We start from the raw sequence: 20306 nt of genomic DNA on the forward strand, positions 1-20306 counted from the left end.
ACCAAAAATTAAACCAATGAAACCACAACTTTTAAAAGTGACCTCCGGTCCTGTACACTCATTTAGTGTGAGGCAAGACTTAGTCCCAAACATCAACAACAGATGGCACTATCATCCAGAATTAGAGCTTATTCATTTTAGAGCTGGCAAAGGAACTCAATTTATCGGCGACAGCATTAAAAGGTTTGGTCCTGGAGATATTGTATTGGTAGGTTCTAATTTACCACATTATTGGAGGTATGATGATTTGTACTCTCATGAAAGCCCTAAGTTAACGGCTGAATCTAGAGTTGTACATTTTAATGAAAATTTCTGGGGCGAAGCTTTTTTAAATCTTCCTGAAAATAAAATCTTCAGGACCTTATTTGAGAAAGCTAAAAGAGGTATACAAATTAAAGGGAAAACAAGGGTTAAAGTGGCCGAGTGTTTAGAAAAATTATTATATACAGAGGGTCCAGAAAGAATCATGATTTTGATGGAAACACTTTTAACCATAGCGCAGTCTCAGCAAATTAGTCTTTTATCATCTATAGGCTATAATAACGAGCTTGAAGAGAATGAAAATGATAGAATGACTTTAATTTATGAATATACATTAGCTAATTTCCGTAAGAAAATACAATTAGAAGAAATTGCAGAAATAGCACACATTAGCCCTAATTCTTTTTGTAGATATTTTAAATCAAGAACAAGAAAAACCTATTCGCAATTCTTGCTTGAAATAAAAGTGGGACAAGCATGTAAATTACTGATGGAAAATAACCTTTCTATTAAAGAGCTATGTTACGAAAGTGGCTTTAATAATTTTGCAAGCTTCCATAAATATTTTAAACAAATAACAGGGCTTAGTCCGTTAAGCTATAAAAAGGAATTTAACCAAACCAGTTATAATTCTTTGCAGAAAAACTAAGCATCATTACCCTACATCAATTTTTCAAACTAAGTAAAACAATCAAAAGCCCTTTAATGGGCTTTTTGTTCATCCAACAATTATAAAAATGAAAAAAACATTATTATTCTTAACATTTATTACGCTAAGCGGCCTAAGTGTTTCTGCCCAAATAGGTAAAAACTGGACTGAAGTTACCAAAAGAGAAGAAGGCCGATTTAAGATACAATTAGAGAATTTCAAAAAACCATCAGGAGATAATACTCCTTTTAGCTGGCCTAGAACTACCGCTTTCGCTGATAAAGACGGTAAAGAATTGCCTACATTAAGTGCAGATGTTACCACCCATTATCATTGGAACCCAGCATTAAACACACATACTTTCACTTTGGTTAAGTTCCCTGGTAATAGATCCGAGATTAGAATTCATGATAATTACAGAACAGGCTCAAGACAATTTGAAGGCTATATTACCATGAATGATAAACTAGACAAACAAGCAGTTTTCCAGCTTTTTGGTAGTGCAGAAGGGGCTACACAAATGCAAATTAGGGGTTTTGGAAACCGTAATGGTGGTTCTTTAGAAGTAACCTTTGATACCAAAATGCCTTCATCTGGTAATAAAGTAATTGCAACTAACATCAATAATAAAGAAGTAAGGATAAATGTTATCCATTTACAAGAGGATGTTGGTGATGCCGTAATTGTTTATGTTGATGGCGTAGAAAAGTTTAGATTTAAAGACGGCGAAACCTTAAAAGATGGCAAAGAATTCATGAATTACATGAAGTTTGGTGTGTATGGTAGAGAGCAAGACGGCGAATTTGATGGTGTTACCAATATGCAAACCAAATGGAGAAATGTGAGATTATGGGAAGGTGGACAACCGTAAACCTTTGCTAGAACGATATCCTCACAAATAATAAGGATAAATCATATTAAATCATCATTTTTGCGTTTTAATTGAGCTAGCAAATGCTAACAACAGATATAAGCAAGGCAAAAGAAGCGCTTGAGAATGATGATTTAATTGCTATCCCTACTGAAACAGTTTACGGTTTGGCCGGAAATGCTTTTAGTGATAGTGCTGTAAAGAAAATATTTGATTTAAAGCAAAGGCCACATTATAATCCCTTAATTGTTCATATTCCATCAGTAGACTTCTTAAATAAAGTTGCTAAAGATATACCTCCTATAGCTTTAACATTAGCTCAACATTTTTGGCCAGGACCATTAACCTTAGTCTTAAAAAAGCAGCCAACAGTACCAGATATGGTTACTGCAGGTAAAGATACAGTGGCTGTTAGGATGCCAGACCATGCTTTAACCTTAGCTTTATTAAAAGAATTAGATTTTCCTTTGGCAGCACCTAGCGCCAATCCGTTTGGATGTATTAGTCCTTCTACGGCCGAACATGTTTATAACTATTTTCATGATACTTTACCTGTAATTTTAGACGGAGGCCCCTGCCAGAAAGGAATAGAATCTACCATTATTGGGTTTGAAAACAATGAGCCTATCCTTTACCGCCACGGATCTTTAGCTATAGAAGATATAGAAAACCTAATTGGACCAGTTAAAACCAACACGCTTAATAATGCTAACCCACAAGCGCCCGGAATGCTTTCTAAGCATTATGCACCCAAAACAAGAACCTATTTAACTGATGATATTTACAAATCACTTGCAGAATTTGAAGGAAAAAGAATAGGTGTTATGATGTTTAGGGATAAAGTAACCGGTAAAGATATTGTACATCAAGAAGTATTATCTTTAAATGGAGATATGAAAGAAGCTGCAAGGAATCTATATAAAGCCATGCATATTTTAGACCATCAAGAACTTGATGTGATTATAGTAGAAAAATTCCCTGATATTAACCTGGGAATAACCATAAATGACAGGTTAAACCGGGCTACAAAACTTTAATAAAAAAGCCGGAATGCATTTGCATAACCGGCTTCCCTCTCCATTTAATTATAATTTCTATAAAGAAACACCACGTTTCCAAGGAATAAAATCATCCTGACCGTGTTTTACAGCGCAAACTTCAATTTCACCGCTGGCAACTGCAATTACATAATCTAAAATTCTTGCTCCGGCTTCTTCAATAGTTTCTTCGCCTTCGATAACCGTACCTGTATTGATATCAATAATATCGCTCATACGGTTATATAAAGTGGTATTGCTTGATAATTTTACAACTGGCACAATTGGGTTTCCGGTTGGAGTACCTAAACCAGTGGTAAACAAGACCACATTGGCGCCCGAGCCAACTTCTGCCGTTGTACTTTCTACATCATTACCTGGTGTACAAAGTAAATTGAGACCTGGCTTTGTTACCTTTTCAGGATAATCTAGCACCTCTACTACGGGTGATGTACCACCTTTTTTAGCTGCACCGGCAGATTTAATAGCATCGGTTATTAGACCATCTTTGATATTTCCTGGAGATGGATTCATATCAAAACCAGAGCCTGCTTCTTCTGCTCTTTTTTCGTAAGTACGCATCAGGTTAGAGAAGCGCTCTGCTTGTTCTACCGTAGTACATCTATCGCTTAAGTTTTGCTCTACGCCGCAAAGCTCAGGAAACTCTGCTAAAATTACTGTACCACCTAAAGCAACTAATAAATCAGAAGTATAGCCTATAGCCGGATTTGCAGAAATACCAGAAAAACCATCAGAACCACCGCACTCTAAACCTATAGTAATTTTACTTAGCGGAGCTGGTTGACGTGTACACTCGTTGGCTTTAGCTAAACCTGCTAAAGTTTGTTTGATAGCCCAAGAAAGCATATCAGCTTCAGTTCCAATTTTTTGTTGCTCTAAAATGTATAAAGGTTTAGAAAAATTAGGGTCTCTTTTAGCAATTTCCGACTGTAAAATAGATACCTGAGCGTTTTGGCATCCTAAACTTAAAACAGTTGCGCCAGCACAATTTGGATGCGTTATATATCCGGCTAAAAGACCGCATAAAGTTTCTGAATCTTGCCTGATACCGCCACAACCGCCTTCGTGTTTTAAGAATTTAATACCGTCTACGTTAGGAAAAACACGCTCAGTTTTCTGATGAGTTTCTTCTACAAAAACTTCGGCCTGTAAAAGCTCATCTGTTTTTGCTCCGTTTTTATAAAGAGCTATCAGTTGCTCTGCTTGTGATTGATAGTTGTTTTTCCTTTTGTAACCTAAGCTTCCGGTTAAGGTTTCTTGTAGCACATCAATATTTCTGTTTTCGCAAAAAACCATCGGGATAACCAACCAATAATTTGCTGTACCTACGCTACCATCTTCGCGGTGGAACCCCATGAAAGTACGATTTTGCCATGCAGAAACATCGGGTTTAACCCAATCTGTTTTACGCTCTCCGGTTTCAAAACCTAAAGCAGCATGCTTAAGATTCGAAGTGGTTATAACGTTTCCTCTTTTCAAATCTGTTTGTGCTTTACCAACCAAAACACCATACATGATAACCTCTTCTCCTGCTTTTAAATCAGTAGTAAGAAATTTATGTTTGGCCTGTACATCGTCTAAAACGGTATAATTTTCATTTTGGTAGCTTAATTGTTCGCCTGCTTTAATATCAGTTAAGGCAACAATTACATTATCATTTGGATGAACTTTTAAAATACGTTGTCTCATGGTTATGCCTGTGCTTTACTGTTTTTAAATTGTTTCAATAAAGTACTTACTGATGATTTTTTTATTTCTTCGTAATACTTGTTAACTGCTTTTACAAAGCCCGGAAGCTCGGCTAAAGAATCTCCCCAGATGAAATTATCAGCTAGAATAGCTTCAACCTTTTTGTCTTGATGTTTTTGCAACATATCAATCACATAAGCGGCTTTATCATCATTGATATGATATTTTACGCCGTTTAGCTCGCCATAAAATTTATCGCCTTCTTGCTTTCCTTCAATAAAACGAATGTATGCTGCAAAACCAAAAGCAATTAATTGCGGTACATGTGTAAATTTCTTGTAGTGGTTTAACAATACTGGTACTACCCTCATCTTTAGTTTAGAGGTATAGTTCATACTAATACTTAACCATTGGTGTTTGATGTGTGGGTTTCTGAACCTGTCTAAAACTTTATCGGCAAAATCATCTGTAACATCGCTTGTAACCTGATAAGGTATGGCAGGTGCTATTTCTTCCTTCATTAAATCGGCAATGAAAGTTTCCATCTCCTCATTATCCATAGCTAATTTTACAGTCTCAAAACCGGCTAAGTAGGCTACCCCACAGCTGATGGTGTGTGTACCGTTTAATAAACGTAATTTTAACTCGCGGTGTAGATTGATATCAGGAGTGATGACTACGCCTTTATCCGCCTCGGCAAAAGAAAGCTTTTGCTTTACTTTTTCATTGCCCTCTATAGCCCAAAGACTATAAACTTCAGACATGGTAAGTAAATTATCGGTGTAACCTAATTCTTGTTGTAGATTTTCTAAAGCGGCAGCATCAGGTTTACCGGGTACAATCCTATCTACTAAAGAATTACAAAATTGATTGCTGTTTTGCATCCAATTCATGAAATCTTGTGGTAATTGGTTTTTCTTAGCTTGCTTTAAAAGGATGTCTTTTAACTTGGTGGCATTATCAGGAATAAGCTCCGTAGGAACAATAACTAAACCTCTGTCTTCTGCGCCATTAAATATTTTATAACGATGAAATAAAACGGCTAACAACTTTCCGGGGAAAGATACTGGAGGATGTGCATGAACATCGTCTTCTACCAATTGAATTCCTACTTCTGTAGTATTTGATATGATAACTTGAAGATGTGGTGAAGCAGCAAAATCTAAAACTTCTTGCCATTGTGTACCAGCCACTAAAACTTTACTTATAGAAGCATTGATGATATTTTCTTCTATTTTCTGTCCGTTTTCTATACCGCGTACACAAACGGTGTATAAAGAGTCTTGCTCATCAAATTCTTTGGTAGAACCTGTATCGGTAGATTTAACCACTACAACTCGGCCATTAAAAATTCCTGCTTTATTGGCCTTATCTATATAATAATCTGGCAAACCGCGTAATAACACGCCGGTGCCAAATTGTAATACTTTAGCAGGTAAATCAAATATATCAGCATTTGGCTTACCTACCACTTGAGCGTTAATGTTTTTTAAATTGCTTTGTGATAATTGCATTTTTGAGAGATTGTTTATTTTGAAGGTGTTAGCTTTAATAACCAGTGGAATAATTCTTTACCTGCAGTAAGATTATCAAAATCTGCAGGAAGCTTTCTGCCATCTACATATTCATTGTACAACCAAGGGTCTCCAACGGCAAATACCATTCCTTTACCATACTTAGCAGTTGCCATAACCACATCATTATTATGGGTTAAAACTGCCTTTGAAGGGCCTTGAAGTTGAAGGGTACTAATTTCTTTTAGGTATAGTTTCTTGGCCGATTTAAAAATTTCATTTCCGGCAGGAACAGGTATTGCACCCATTTCATATTGGTTGCCCGTTACCGGGTTTTTTAATTCTTTTTTATATCGAATGCCAAAAACTTCTGCCAGCTTGTTAAACTTATCCAGCTCGGCATTTTTTTCATCATTAGCCATCAGAACTAGAGTTCCACCTTGGCTAACCCAGTTTTTAATTTCCTGGATTGATGAAGCATCCATAAAATTAGGATAAGCGGTTTCTTTCTCAGTATCTGGGTCTACAATGATATACACGTTGGCTTGAGCTAAATTAGCTGCTGTTGGCGCTGCTTTTAAAGTTGCCAATTTAGCTCCGGCATAAGTAATATGCTCTCCTAGTAAAGAAAAGCCATTATTATCCATTTCATCCCATATGTAATGGAAACTTTCTTGTTGGCCAATGATATTTTTGCGGAACTCGTTATTGAAATAATTATCTAACAAAACGGTTTTACCCTTGCCTACTTGAGGATTATTTCTGGTTTGCATTTCATTAGCAGCTAAGATGAAAGCGCCCATACCTTTAGGATCATCCTGAATAACTTTTTCGCTTAAATAGTACTCATAACTACCATCACGATAAGGTTTTCCACCCAAACCAGCTACACTTACAGTACCGTTTAGGTGTAAAAAACCTTCAGCATCAGTCTCTAAAAATTGTTTCTGAATACCAGTATATGCTTTTTGAGCAACGGCTTCGTATTTTGTTGGTAAAACACCTAATCTTATACCCTTAGCTAAGGTGTAAACAAACATGCAAGATGCAGATGCTTCTAGGTAATTTCCTTTGCCATCAGGCATATTCATTACCTGATACCATAAACCACTTTTTTTATCTTGAGAGGCTTCTATAGCTGCTGCAAAGCGATTTAAAACAGCTACAATTTCTTCTCTTTTGGGATGATTTACTGGAAAATGGTCTAAAACATCAACCATAGCCATACCGTACCACCCCATGGCTCGTCCCCAAAAATGTGGCGAATTTCCGGTTTCTTTATTTGACCATTGCTGTTCTCTAGACTCATCCCAGCCATGATAAATTAACCCAGTTTTTGGATCGCGAGCAACTTTCTCTATATGTATAAATTGGTTAGCGATATCATTAAACGCTTCTGGCTCATTAAAAAGTTGCGCCCACTCTGCATAAAAAGGCATCCCCATGTATAAACCATCTAACCAAACTTGGTGCGGATATATTTTCTTATGCCAGTAGCTCCCTTCTTTTGTTCTAGGGTGCTCTTGCAATTGTTTTCTTAGTTGGGCTGCTGCTTTATAATACTTCTCTTTTCCTGTAACGCGGTAAAGCATCAATAAAGCTCTTCCCGTACGGATATTATCAATATTATAATCAGCTAGTTTATAGGTTTTGATGGTTCCATCAGCCTCTACAAACATGTCCATACAACGTTGTACGTAGTTGAAATAAGTAGCATCTGCAGTACTTTTCCAAACATTAGTGATACCCTCTAAGAAAACACCAGTTTCGTAAGTCCACTTTAATGGTCTGCTGTTATTTTCTATAGGAAAAGGCCATTTATGCATCACTGTTTTAGACAGCTCTTGTGCCAATGGCTTTTGCTGATTAGAAATCTGACGAGTTGTAGAACAAGAAGCTAAACCAATACTTCCTGCTAAAAATGCTATTATAAAACGCTTCATCATTTCTTATTTATTAATTTTTAGCGATTTTGGCTTTGCTCCGAAATTAAATTTCACCTTATCTTTTGCTGTTATAACAGATGGGCCAGCAAGAGAGACAGCCTCAGTTCTATCACCCGATAAGGTTATCAGATTTTGGATTTCTGTATCTGATTTTAAACCACTGATATTGATTTGCTTGCTATTTTCAACTAAAATCAAAGGATTAGTTTTATCACTTACCAAATGAATATTTTTTAAGTTGACGTTAGTAGCCTCTATCAGCTCGATACCAATTTTAGATTTGATGGTAACATCTTCCAAATTGACATTTTGGATATTCATTTCTGGAATTCCCCTCATGAAAATACCTTTCTCTGCACCTATACAAACTACATTTTTGATATAAAAATCTTTAAACTGCGGCGTAGCCTCTGTAACGGGTAAAAACTCTACTTTGGGTGCTGCTCTTTCTTCGCCAGCCATAGGCACTGGGTCTACTGCTGCATAGTACATATCAAACAAAATAGCATCGCCAGGGATATTTTTCATGAAAGTGTTAGCAATATATATTTTCTCTACCACCCCACCACGACCGCGAGTTGTTTTAAATCGTAAGCCAATATCAGTACCTATAAAAGAGTTGTTGTAAACAAATAGGTTTCTTGCACCACCAGACATCTCGCTACCAATAACAAAACCGCCATGAGCATGATAAACCACATTATTTCTTACAATTACTTCTTCTGTTGGCATCCCTCTTTTTCTACCCGCTTCATCTCTACCAGATTTAATACAAATACCGTCATCGCCGACATCAAAAACAGAGCCTTCTATCAGAACGTTTTTGCAAGACTCCACATCAATACCATCGCCATTTTGTGCATACCATGGGTTTCTTACCAAAATATTTCTTACCGTTAAATCTTGACACATTAAAGGATGAAGATTCCATGCTGGTGAGTTTTGAAAAGTAACGCCTTCTAACAATACTTTTTTACAGCTATTTAAAACCACCAAATTAGGGCGATAAAAATCTTTCAATTCTGTATAATCTTCTGGTTTGGTACCAGGCTTAATTACCGTTGCATCTTTTGTATTATAACCTTTCTGGTAACTTACTGATGGATACCATTTACTGCCATCTTTTTCTACCACTCCGCCAGAAGCCACTAAATTTTTCCATTGCGATTCGTTTAACTTACTTTTCTTCACAAATCTCCAAGCATCACCATTGCCATCTATTATTCCGGCACCGGTAATAGCTATATTTTCTAAATTGTAGCCCGATATTGGCGCTTCATTAACCACAGCTGGTTTACCCTCCCAGCTACCTTCAATTAATTTATATTGGCTTTTATCTGTAGTAAAAAGTAATAGAGCGCCACTTCTTAAATGTAGATTTACGTTGCTTTTCAGGTAAAGAGGCCCAGTAAGCCAAACACCCTCATTTAGTACAACTACACCACCGCCATTTTTATTACAAGCCTCTATAGCTTGGTTAATGCTGCTTGTGTTAAGCGTTACTCCATCTGGCTTAGCTCCGTATTTTACAATATCAAAAGTATCTTGTTTAAAAACAGGAGTTTTTATGATAGGCATTTTAACATTGAAAGTTTTTAAAAAAGCTAAAGAATCTGCTATTTGCTTTTGTTTGCTTTCTTGCCCTAAAGATGAAGCAACAAGTGTAGAAAGCACTACCCCTGAAAATATTACTCTTTTAATCCCTTTAATAATCATATTCTTTTTGAAATTATAGGTCAAAAATTACCAGCTATTAGTTGTTTTAGCGTTAAAAAAGACCAGGTTTATAAGAATTTTAAAGGCTTTAAAATTTGATTAAATACCTTTAAACAACAATTTTAGCGAAAAATAGGAAAGCATTTGAGTATTTAAGGGTATTTATTTGTGCAATCGTTACCGGGAAGGTTTGCGTAAAAAATTAGAACAACTTTAGCATATTTTACATTTGGCAGACAAGATGAGCTAAATAAGATTTTCTTTTCTGCTTTTGAAAAGAAAATCCCCTTTAATCTTGGATAAGATTAAAGGGGGAAATATTAAAAATATTTTAGTCTAGCTTGAAAGCTAAAACAGAATTTTTAAGAAAAGTTGGAACATAAACGATACGCTTTACAGGATCATAACCAATATCGGCTGTATTAATTTTTTCTGTTCTGGTATCTAATAATTTTTCTACTTTACCACTTGTAGTTACGTAGTAAATTAAACCTCCCCAGCAAGAAACTAAAAACTCTCCGTCTTTAACGGGCTCTAATCCATCACCACCTAATTCTAAACCTTCAGCTAGTTTAGTAAGCTCTTTTTTAGCATTAGCTTTCCATAATTCTGGGCCGGCTAGCATATACAAATCAGAACCGATAGCTTTTAAACCGTTTACGCTTTTAACATCGTTTAAATAAAGTTCAGGAACATTATTAACGATACGAAAAACCTTTCTTTTTCGTGTATCAGACACATAAACAACGCCTTTATCGTCTACAGTAACGTCGTTTAAAAACTCTGTTTCTGGCACTTCAATACGCTTGGTTATTTTAGCCGCTTTCATATCTATCACTACAACCTCGGTTAAATCTGCAACGTACATGGTGTTTTTATAAACACCAATTCCTTTAGGTGCATTAAGGCCAGTTACCCAATTTAAATTGATGGATTTACCATCTAAAGCTAACTTACCAATAGCACCTTTTTCATCTTTAACGCTACCGCCACCATCTATTTGCGAAACGTATAAAAGTTTCTCTTTAGCAGCGTAGTAAACAGATTCTGGTACCGGAATACTATCGGCAGATTTCCAAATTTGTGTAAGCTTATGCTGTGCATCAGCCTTTAAGGCTACAAAAAACAAAAAAGTAAAAAGTAGTTTTTTCATGATGTTAGTTTATAATTTTCTTAAAACTAACTAATAGAATCTTTATTTAAAAGGCTGCCATCCGTTAAACACCTTAGACAGTGTATAAGCTCTCAGCTCTTTTTGCTTTAATTGATGTGCCCATTTTACTCTTTCTCGTACAAAGGCACCCAAGCCACTACTTCCATATTCTGCATAAAAAACGGTACTTTCATTTTTAGGGTCTCGCCAATTATCCCAACCTTCTGGTTTAATATGTTTATCCATAAAGGTGGATATAAATACCGTTTTAGCATGAGGACGCCATGGCCTGCCTAAGAAAACTTTGGTAACTTTATCATCAGCGAAAAGCAATTTACAGTTCATAAATACAAAACCATACCTTGAATGGGAGGTAGTAGAAGCAGCAGTAATGTAAGAATCCTTTATGCTGATGATGTTACAGCTTTGAAACCATGCTGTTGCAGCTCCAAAGATAAAATCTGTAGTACCACTGATGGTGCAATTCTCGAAATAATTTCTTGCGCCATCCTTAGCAACATATAAAGTATCTTGATGACCTTTTATATCGCAATTTTTAACTGCGGTTCTATCGCCTTCTATATGTAGCGCTACAGCCTGACCAACTGCACCAGCTGTGTTTTCTATAGTTAAATTTTGTAGTTCGCAATCGTTCCCTGCAATTAAGACGGTGTAAGAAGTATAAGTACTAAATTTTGGATTTCCGGTAATATCTGTCCCGGAGAAGATTTTACCAGAGTAATCTGCATGGCTAATGATGGTATTTTCTTTATTTTCTCCTTGCAGGATGATATTTCTTTTCCATGTTGGGATCACCAATTTTTCTTTATAGATACCCGGCTTTATAGTGATGGTGACTTTCTCTTCTGAATGGTCTCTTACAGCATTTATAGCCTCTTGGATGGTTTTAAAATCTCCGCTACCATCTTGTGCTACCGTAAATTTTGATGGGTAAACTTTTGGTTGAGCTTGTGAAACGATGATGCTTAAAAAACAGAAAAGAAAACCTAGAATATGCTTCATAATTTAATCGAAAAAAGAAATGTTAGGTAAGCTACCATCTGCTTGACGAGGCTTTAATAAATCCTGAATGTTTAAAACCTTTTGTTGAGCGGTAGGCTTTTGCCAGCTGTTATTGCTGATATCGGTTACATCGGCATTTATACTACCAACCTCACCTATAACCTGAGTATTTTTTATAGTTAATTTTGATAATGGATTTTTACTTCCAAAACCCATATTGCTTTGCTTATTATCAAAAGCTAAACAATTTAACAAAGTAACTTCGCCGCGATTGCTGTTATGATCAAACCCCTTTTTTAAGTTACCCACTGCGATACAATTTTTGTAAATAGCATTGTGCTTAAGCAATTTATCATCGCTGCCGCCAGATTTAAAGCCATTTCCATCACCTCTGCCTGGTGTACCATCTTTTTGCATCCCATTTAAAAAAGCCCAGCAATTTTCGTAAGTAGTGGTAATATTATCTGTCTTTTTGAGATAGCCATCCCAACCATCGTCTAAATTTTGCCAAGCCCTGCAACCTTTAAAAGTATTACCTGTACCGGCATCTAGTTTACAAGCAAAACCATCGGCATTTTCTACTTTAGCATCTGCATTAAAATAAGAATCACAATTTAGGATGAGATTTTTAGTAGCACCGCCACTAATTTGTAAGCCAGTATCAGCACATTCTGAAAATGTGCAAAACTCAATGGTATTAAAACTTCCTCCGTTAATGATTAAGCCATTATCACCAGCATTAAAAACATCAATACCTTTTATATGCCAATAATGACCTCTTAAAGCTATACCTTGGTTAGCATCAGCTTCTAGCTGAGCAGAAAAATCAAATTTTGGTCGGTTTGCTAAATCGGCAGCCATTAATTTGATAGGCTTTTCAATAGTACCAGATGTATTTAAGTTTATACGAGCATCAAATTTATACTCGCCGCCCTTTATCAGAATAATATCTCCGGCTTTAGCTATTTTAACGGCAGCCAAAATTTCTGCAACATTATTTACTTGAATTTGTGCCTTTAAGGCGATGCTAAAAAGCAGTAAAAATGCGCTTAAAAAATATCTCATTATTTTAATTATTTGATGGGTTCTACCTTAAACCAATCTACATCGGCATAGCCAGAGTCATTGATTTGTGTGTTTCTAACAGCATAAAGTCCAACTTTAGCACCTACCCATTTTCCTGGCAAAGCAGTAAAAGGCTCGGTAATAGGTAAAAACTTCTTATTATCTGTACTGTAAAACCATTTACAGATACCACCATTACTAACCTGAACTCTGAAATACACAGTTTTAGTATCTATTTTATTAATGATACTTTCGACTTCTTCTTTACCCTTTACAGCTCCTTTACAAAGACCATAGCCAAGATAGATACCATCCTTTTTGCTCTTGAGAAACAGGGTGCTATAATCTTGCCCTAAAATGATTAAGCCTACTTTTTCATTTTCTAACTTATCATTTGGGGTAAAAGTAATTTTAGTTGTTACTTGAAAATTATCGGCAGGAAATTTCTGCCCTAAAATATTTGGAACATCCCATAGGCTTTTAGATTCTGCCGGAATTTGCTTGGTGTATAATCTTAAGTGGCCTTTATTACCGGCAAAAGCCCAAGTACCATCGGCATTTGCTTGCCATTGCCATTGCTTACCTAAAATTGGACTATTAAAATCATCAGACTCAACTGGTGTTTGCACAGGCCACGTTTTACCAACATTTGGCTTTTTATAAACTAAAACAGGTTCGCCTTTTCCATCGCCATCTTTATCTTCACCAATAACTGGCCAGTCTTTTACCCATTTCATAGGTTGCAGGTGTAATACCCTGCCATAAGCTTCTTTGTCTTGAAAATGTAGAAACCAATCTTCACCTGCTTGGGTATCAACCCAAGCGCCTTGGTGTGGGCCATTAATTGGGCTTTTGCCTTGGTCTAGAACATTCTTACGTTCATAAGGGCCATAAATATTTTTAGACCTTAAAATAAGTTGCCAACCTGTAGGTACCCCACCAGCTGGAGCAAATATGTAGTAATAACCATTTCTTTTATAAAACTTAGGCCCTTCTATGGTTGGGTCATCCTCATGCCCATCATAAACAATTACACTTTGCCCGGTTACTTTGGTACCTTCTTGGTTCATGGGCGCAATGGCTATAACGCTTTTAATGCCTGCCCTGCTGCCTGCATAAGCATGTACGAGATAAGTTTTACCATCTTCATCCCAAAGCGGACAAGGGTCTATTAAACCTTTGCCCTCATAAATTAATTCTGGTGTAGACCACGGACCAACTGGGTTACTGGCTTTGGTTACATAAATTCCAAAATCTGGGTCTGGATAATATATATAATACTCGTTTTTATGAAAACGTATAGCTGGTGCCCAAACACCATTACCATGTTGAACTTTCTTAAAAGTTTCGGCAGGGATTTGCTTTGGTAGAACATGCGTAAGGATAGTCCAGTTTACCAAATCTTTAGAGTGTAGTAAAGGCAAACCCGGTATATGGTTAAAGCTTGATGAAATCATATAAAAATCATCGCCTACGCGGATAGCATCAGGGTCTGAATAATCAGCATTTAAAACGGGATTTTTATATTTCCCATTGCCTAAATCGGCCACCCAAACTTTTGAAACATATTCCTGAGCAGAAATGGTTTGAACAGAAAAGTAAGCTACAGATAGTAATAAGCTTTTAAGAAAATGTTTATTCATGATGATTATAAAATTGGCTTCTTTTGCAATTCTACATAAAAAAATTCAAGATGTTGGAACTTCTGTCAGATAAACTATGCAATCGATACCGGATATGCTAAACGCATAAAATGAAAAAAAGGGTTTAAGTTCATAAACCTAAACCCTTAATTAAAGCTTATTCTTTATTGTTTGATAAATTTACTTGTAAATATTTCTTTACCGATATAGAGTTGGATGAAATAAACACCAGATTGAAGTGTAGAAACATCAACTTTAGTTTGATTTTCTGATTTCAGTCCATCAATTTTTAAAACCTCTTTACCTAAACTATTAAAGATACTTAGTTTGCCAGTTGCTTTTGCTCCAAGATGAGAGATAGCCAGCTCAGAACTCACTGGATTTGGATAAATGATAGTCTGATTAATTGTAATATCAACCGCTTTTAAAGGACTATATTCAAACTTTCCATCTAAATCTAATTGCTTTAAGCGATAATAACTAACACCTTTAAGAGGTGAGAAATCAGTAAATTGATAATTTAAATTACCACTCTTGTTTTGTGCTTTTACATTACCAATCTTATTAAACACCTGTCCATCAACACTTCTTTCTATATCAAAACTTGCGGTATTGATTTCTTGTGTAGTAGTCCATTTTAAAGCAACCTCTTTACCTTGTCTTACAGCTTGTGCTTGAAAGCTTAAAAGTTTAAGAGGCAAAGTTTGATATGGCGTAGAAGCTAGACTTAAAGCGCCATACTCGCTTGCTGCCTGCACTGTATAAGTATAATTGGTATTACTAACAGCAGTATTATCTGTAAAACTATTGGTTAGTGAAAATCCTATCACATTATTATTTCTAGTAATTACATACAAACGCGTATAAGGTACATCATTCCATGACAGGGTATTACCACTACGTTGCAAATTTGCAGGCTTATCTGGGGCTTCGGCTATTAACCTAGGATCCCAAACATCACCACTTCTAAGAATTACATTTTCATAGGTATAACTTGCAGCCTCTGTATCAGTTAAAGATTTTTTAGCCACACCAGTTACTGTACTGGTTACGTTACCATTTGCATCTTTCACATCATACTCGTAATTAGAAATACGCTGACTTAAATCTACCGGATTACCTTGAGCATTAACAGTATTATAGTCTGCAAAAACAGCCGGAATAGCACCCATTTTATAATACCAACCAGCTGCATAAATTCCGGTTAATAGTTTGGTATTGATGAATACTGTTTTAGGAGCATTTTGCCAAGGACGACCGAAATAAGATGTTGCCCCAGATACAATAGACTCGTTAATGATACAATTACTAAATACATAACCCCAAGCTGTACCATTGCCATGACTTGGTGCTACAATATATCCGCCGTCTTTACGCGTCATGGTAATCGTATCTTTATCAAAAAACACATCGCCACCACCGTAAATAAAATCTACAGCACCTTCAATTTTAGAGTTTTTGATATAATGTCTATCAGCAATGCTGCTGTAGGCAGTTAAATAAGTATCTTGATAGCTTCTTAAGTAGCAATTATTCATTGCAAACTTATCTGTTGTGGTATATAAAGCTAAAGCTTGTGGTCCTGCTTGCGTCTCGAAACCATAACTGTTTTCAAAAATAATATTCTCGAAATAGCAATCTTTTGAATTTACTACCATGGTAGCTCCTTGACTTACATGATATACCGTTGCACCGATGTTATTTGTACCAGATAATCTATTATCAGAAATGATAACCCCATTTCTACTTTGCCCTATTAAATGTATAAAGGGTTTATTGCTAGGAATATCATGGTGACCTGTGTATTTACCATTTTTAATAAAAATTACCCAAGGTGTGGTTCTTGATGCTGGTGCAGCAGCAATAGCATCTATAACCGAAGTATAATCACCCGAACCATCTTTTGCTACAACAGCGTCAAACAATTTTCTTGTAGGTTGTGAACGACTTGCAGTTGTAAAAGTTATAGTTGTACCAGCATAAGGGTTACCAGACATATCTGTTAAAGCGCCTGCAGGAACGGTAAAAGTATATGAAGTGTTGTAATTTAGTTTCTCGTAAGCAAAAGTTGCTGTTTTAGAACCAAAAACCGGTGTTAAGACAGTACTTCCAAGTGTAATATTACCTGTACCTGCTTTAACCTTTTCATTAAATGTAAGCACTATAGATCCATTTATTGTTGCAGTAGAAGATGCCGACGCAGGAACGCTAGAAATTAATAAAGGTGCGTTGGTGTCGTTTACAATTTCTTTATCTGCAAAAATGAAGATATTGGTAAAAGCCGTCCCATCATTATCTGTTGAGTTTCCTAAAATAGGGCTAGAAGTATCAGCAATCCATTTTAAATAAACTCTAGCTTGTCCTTCTGCTGCAACAGGTAAAGTAACATTTAAGTCTTTCCAAGCAGTATTGTAAACGCTTGTGATATCAACACTTGCAACATCTGTATAGGTAATATCATCTAAAGAATATTGGAGTCTTTGTACAGAATAGGCTTGATAATTAGCCGTAATCATAGATTTTACCTGAATATTTTTATACCCGGTTGTTGTAAATTGTGCTTTTAAATACCTACGATTGGTTAAAAAATTAGCCGCTGCTGTCCAAAACCTTAAATTTGGATAAGCAGGAGAAAAAGAGCCAGTGTTAGATAACCAGTTTACAGCTGTGCCGTTTGGCTCATGAATAGATATCAACCCGGTATTACTAGACTCTGAGTAAAAATCTCCAGTACGGTTAATTTTAGGGTTCTCTGATTTAAAATCCCAGCCAACAATAAAAGGAATCTCATCAAAAGTTGCTGTAAAAGTTTTATCAGAATTAATAGTTACAATTTTTTGTAATGCTGTAGAATTATCATCCCAATAGCTAAAACTGGTTACCCGATTAGGAATAACCGTCATGGTTACTTCTGTACCTTCAACATATCTTCCATTTGTTGGGGCTGGAGATAAATTAACTTCACCCCAGTTAGAACCAATTTTATTAAGAGTAAAACTGTATGTAGTGAGGGTCTCAAAAACAGCTGTAATATTTTGTGAGGCATTTACTGTGATTACGTACGGATTGGTTGTAGATAAATCTGCATTATTATCCGTATTAATCCATTTTACAAATCTATAACCAAAATTGGCTACTGCCTGTATACTAAGAGAAGAACCTTGTTCATAATCAGTACTGTTGGGAGTTTTAATAACTGTACCCGCACTATTATTATTAACTATTGTGTTAACGGTATAACGAGGTAAAACAGGTGTAGTGTCATCTGCTATAACTCCTGTTAACTTAAAATCTTTAGAAGTAAAATATCTACCTGTTGAACCTGCCCATACATAAATTCTTATGGTGAGCGTTTTATTTTGACCTACTTCTATATTTGTGTTTATGTTAGCCACTTCTTGCCCCGTAAGTGGCGTTGTACTTGTATTTAATAAACTTACTGCCCCAGTTCCTGTATCATTAACATAACTTATATTGTTATAACTAATAGCCCCAGCAGAAGATGAGTTTAGAAAACCATTTAAAGAGTAAAAAACAGCCATTCTTGCACCACTTGTTCCTCCTCCTAATGCACTAAAATTAATATTACTAATGGTAATTTTTTTACCTGCAGGTACAGTAACTGCATATTCAACATATGAATTTGCATTATAACTAGTAGGTAAAGTAACAGTTGAGGCTACCCTTTGCCATCCTGTTACAGTTCCAAAAGTAGAGCCATATTGAACGCCAGATATAGCACTCCCTAAGTTTTGGTTACTTAATGTTAATCCTCCTCCTGATGCTGTTCCGGAAGTATTAGTTAATAGTGACCAAGTAGCTGTAACGCTTTGAGCCGAAGCACTATTTACTAAAGAAATTAACAGGAATAAAACATAGATAATTCTTTTCATAATACTTGTTTTTATTTGATATTATTTTGAGCTAGTTCTTATTTAGTTGATTTTTAAAAACTTTTGTATGAATAGCTTTTGATTATTTTTAATTAAATAGATTAAATAAATACTTGATGGTAAGTGTTGGATATTTATGGTGTTTTCACCTTCATTAAAGTTTAAAACTTGCTCTAAAACCTTCTGATTAATTAGATTCTCGAATATAATTTTGACACTTTGAGCATCATTTAACGCCCCCTTTATTTTAAGAATATCCTTAGCCGGATTTGGATATACAGAAAGACCACTAGATTTTTTTGTAGATGATATTAATACCATATCACTAAAAGAAAATCTACCATCTTTATCATTTTGCTTCAGCTGATAGTATGAATATCCATCTATAGGGTTGTCATCAATAAACTCATAATAATGGGTACCAGAGGTGTTTTTTGCTTGTGTAGTATGGATTTTAATAAAATCAGTATTACTTCTTTTGTAAACTTCAAAATCTTGGGTGTTTACTTCATTAGTAGTTAACCATGATAATTTTACACCATATGGAGTTCTTTGACCCTCGAATTTCAATAAATTTAAAGGCAAAGACGATACGTATTCAAAAGCGCCTAAATCTGGTGCTGAGCCTAAAAAAGGCAACCCTACTGAAGTTCCTTTATCTATTAAATCACTACCAGAAACCAATTTTAGAAAGTCAATATCAGGGAGGCTTCCATCTACTTTTCGTGGATTTTTTAATTCTGCAATATTTACACTTGCAAAATCTGTATTAGAAACAGTAACTGAAGGATTACTATTCCAACTACAATGTGTTACATCTAAAACTGTAGCAGTAACAGTGCCTGTTGTACCTAATGTTAAAGTGTTTTTTATGACGAGTTTAGCCAAAGGATTTGTGCTTCCAAATCCCATATTGGTATTATTTTCTGTGGCCGAGCAGTTGTAAAGACTTACCTCGCCACGATTGCTATTATGATCAAATCCTTTTTTTACATTTCTTGCTGCTATACAATTTTTATAAATAGCATGATGCTTTAAATCTTTTAAATCACTACCTCCGGTTTTGAAACCGTTACCGTCGCCTCCACTTATAGCACCAGACTTTAGTTTCCCATTATCAAAAGCCCAACAGTTTTCATAAGTTGTGGTGATATTATCTGTCCCTCTTAGATATCCATCCCAGCCATCATCAAGATTTTGCCATGCCCTGCAACCTCTAAAAATATTTCCGGTACCTGCATTCATTTTACAAGCAAATCCATCTGCATTTTCTATCCCAGAATCGGCATTAAAATATGAATCGCAGTTTAAAATTAAATTAGAAGAAGAACCATTATCTATTTGTAAACCAGTATCATAGCATTCTGAAAAAGTACAAAACTCAATAATATTATTATTTGATGTTTTAATTTGCATCCCATTATCACCAGCTTTAAAAACATCAATTCCTTTAATGTGCCAATAGTGTGCATTATCCAATAAAACGCCAATATTGCTACTATTTTCTGGCATTGCAGAGAAATCAAACCGAGGTCTTGAAGCACTACTTGGATTAGCCATTAAGGTAATTTTCTGTGTAGCATTGCCACTTTTATTCTTGATTTCTAATCTTGTGGTAAAGGTGTAAGTACCTCCGTTTAACAAAATCACATCTCCAGCAACAGCAGCTGTAATAGCACTCCTTAGCTCTGTAACGGTACTTACAGTATATTGTGCCGCAACTAAATGCTCAAAATTTAGACAAAAAACAACCCATATGAATAAGCAAAACTTTTTCATTGAAATAAATGACAGAGAAATAAAGGGCGTGACTTTTTAAAAGGAA

13 protein-coding genes are annotated in these 20306 nt (G+C 35.6%); 3 read left to right on the forward strand and 10 right to left on the reverse strand.

Annotated features, from left to right (window positions below; all coding sequences use genetic code 11):
• Positions 1-16 precede the first annotated feature (16 nt).
• From GJJ64_RS07540 to GJJ64_RS07550, 3 genes are all read left to right on the forward strand, one after another.
• Positions 17-910 (forward strand): AraC family transcriptional regulator, encoded by an 894-nt coding sequence (locus tag GJJ64_RS07540; RefSeq protein ID WP_154287133.1) that lies wholly within the window; start codon positions 17-19, stop codon positions 908-910.
• A gap of 88 nt (positions 911-998) precedes the next feature.
• A complete protein-coding gene (locus tag GJJ64_RS07545) occupies positions 999-1781 on the forward strand; it encodes a hypothetical protein (RefSeq protein ID WP_154287135.1) in 783 nt (260 codons plus the stop codon).
• Between the two features lie 83 nt (positions 1782-1864).
• Positions 1865-2818, forward strand: a complete 954-nt coding sequence (locus GJJ64_RS07550) for an L-threonylcarbamoyladenylate synthase (protein WP_154287137.1) — start codon at positions 1865-1867, stop codon at positions 2816-2818.
• A gap of 57 nt (positions 2819-2875) precedes the next feature.
• On the opposite strand, the gene GJJ64_RS07555 is transcribed toward GJJ64_RS07550, so the two are convergent.
• From GJJ64_RS07555 to GJJ64_RS07600, 10 genes are all read right to left on the reverse strand, one after another.
• Positions 2876-4528, reverse strand: a complete 1653-nt coding sequence (locus GJJ64_RS07555) for a UxaA family hydrolase (protein WP_154287138.1) — start codon at positions 4526-4528, stop codon at positions 2876-2878.
• A gap of 2 nt (positions 4529-4530) precedes the next feature.
• A complete protein-coding gene (locus GJJ64_RS07560) occupies positions 4531-6042 on the reverse strand; it encodes a tagaturonate reductase (protein WP_154287140.1) in 1512 nt (503 codons plus the stop codon).
• A 14-nt stretch (positions 6043-6056) separates the two neighbouring features.
• Positions 6057-7988: a glycoside hydrolase family 88 protein gene (locus tag GJJ64_RS07565; protein WP_154287141.1), complete on the reverse strand. Its 1932-nt coding sequence runs from the start codon at positions 7986-7988 to the stop codon at positions 6057-6059.
• A gap of 3 nt (positions 7989-7991) precedes the next feature.
• Positions 7992-9704, reverse strand: a complete 1713-nt coding sequence (locus GJJ64_RS07570) for a glycoside hydrolase family 28 protein (RefSeq protein WP_154287143.1) — start codon at positions 9702-9704, stop codon at positions 7992-7994.
• Positions 9705-10035: 331 nt separating this feature from the next.
• Positions 10036-10857, reverse strand: coding sequence for an ATP-binding protein (locus tag GJJ64_RS07575; protein ID WP_154287145.1), 822 nt, complete (start codon positions 10855-10857; stop codon positions 10036-10038).
• Positions 10858-10899: 42 nt separating this feature from the next.
• Positions 10900-11880 carry a pectinesterase family protein gene (locus tag GJJ64_RS07580; RefSeq protein WP_154287147.1) on the reverse strand — a complete coding sequence of 327 codons (981 nt, stop codon included), beginning with the start codon at positions 11878-11880 and terminating at the stop codon, positions 10900-10902.
• 3 nt (positions 11881-11883) lie between these two features.
• Positions 11884-12945: a right-handed parallel beta-helix repeat-containing protein gene (locus GJJ64_RS07585; RefSeq protein ID WP_154287148.1), complete on the reverse strand. Its 1062-nt coding sequence runs from the start codon at positions 12943-12945 to the stop codon at positions 11884-11886.
• An 8-nt stretch (positions 12946-12953) separates the two neighbouring features.
• Positions 12954-14588, reverse strand: a complete 1635-nt coding sequence (locus GJJ64_RS07590; RefSeq protein WP_154287150.1) for a glycoside hydrolase family 43 protein — start codon at positions 14586-14588, stop codon at positions 12954-12956.
• A gap of 164 nt (positions 14589-14752) precedes the next feature.
• A complete protein-coding gene (locus GJJ64_RS07595) occupies positions 14753-18481 on the reverse strand; it encodes a pectinesterase family protein (protein ID WP_154287151.1) in 3729 nt (1242 codons plus the stop codon).
• A gap of 42 nt (positions 18482-18523) precedes the next feature.
• Positions 18524-20260 (reverse strand): right-handed parallel beta-helix repeat-containing protein, encoded by a 1737-nt coding sequence (locus GJJ64_RS07600; protein WP_154287153.1) that lies wholly within the window; start codon positions 20258-20260, stop codon positions 18524-18526.
• Between the last annotated feature and the right edge of the window lie 46 nt (positions 20261-20306).

The organism is Pedobacter puniceum (genome assembly GCF_009674685.1).
GTDB classification, from domain to species: domain Bacteria; phylum Bacteroidota; class Bacteroidia; order Sphingobacteriales; family Sphingobacteriaceae; genus Pseudopedobacter; species Pseudopedobacter puniceum.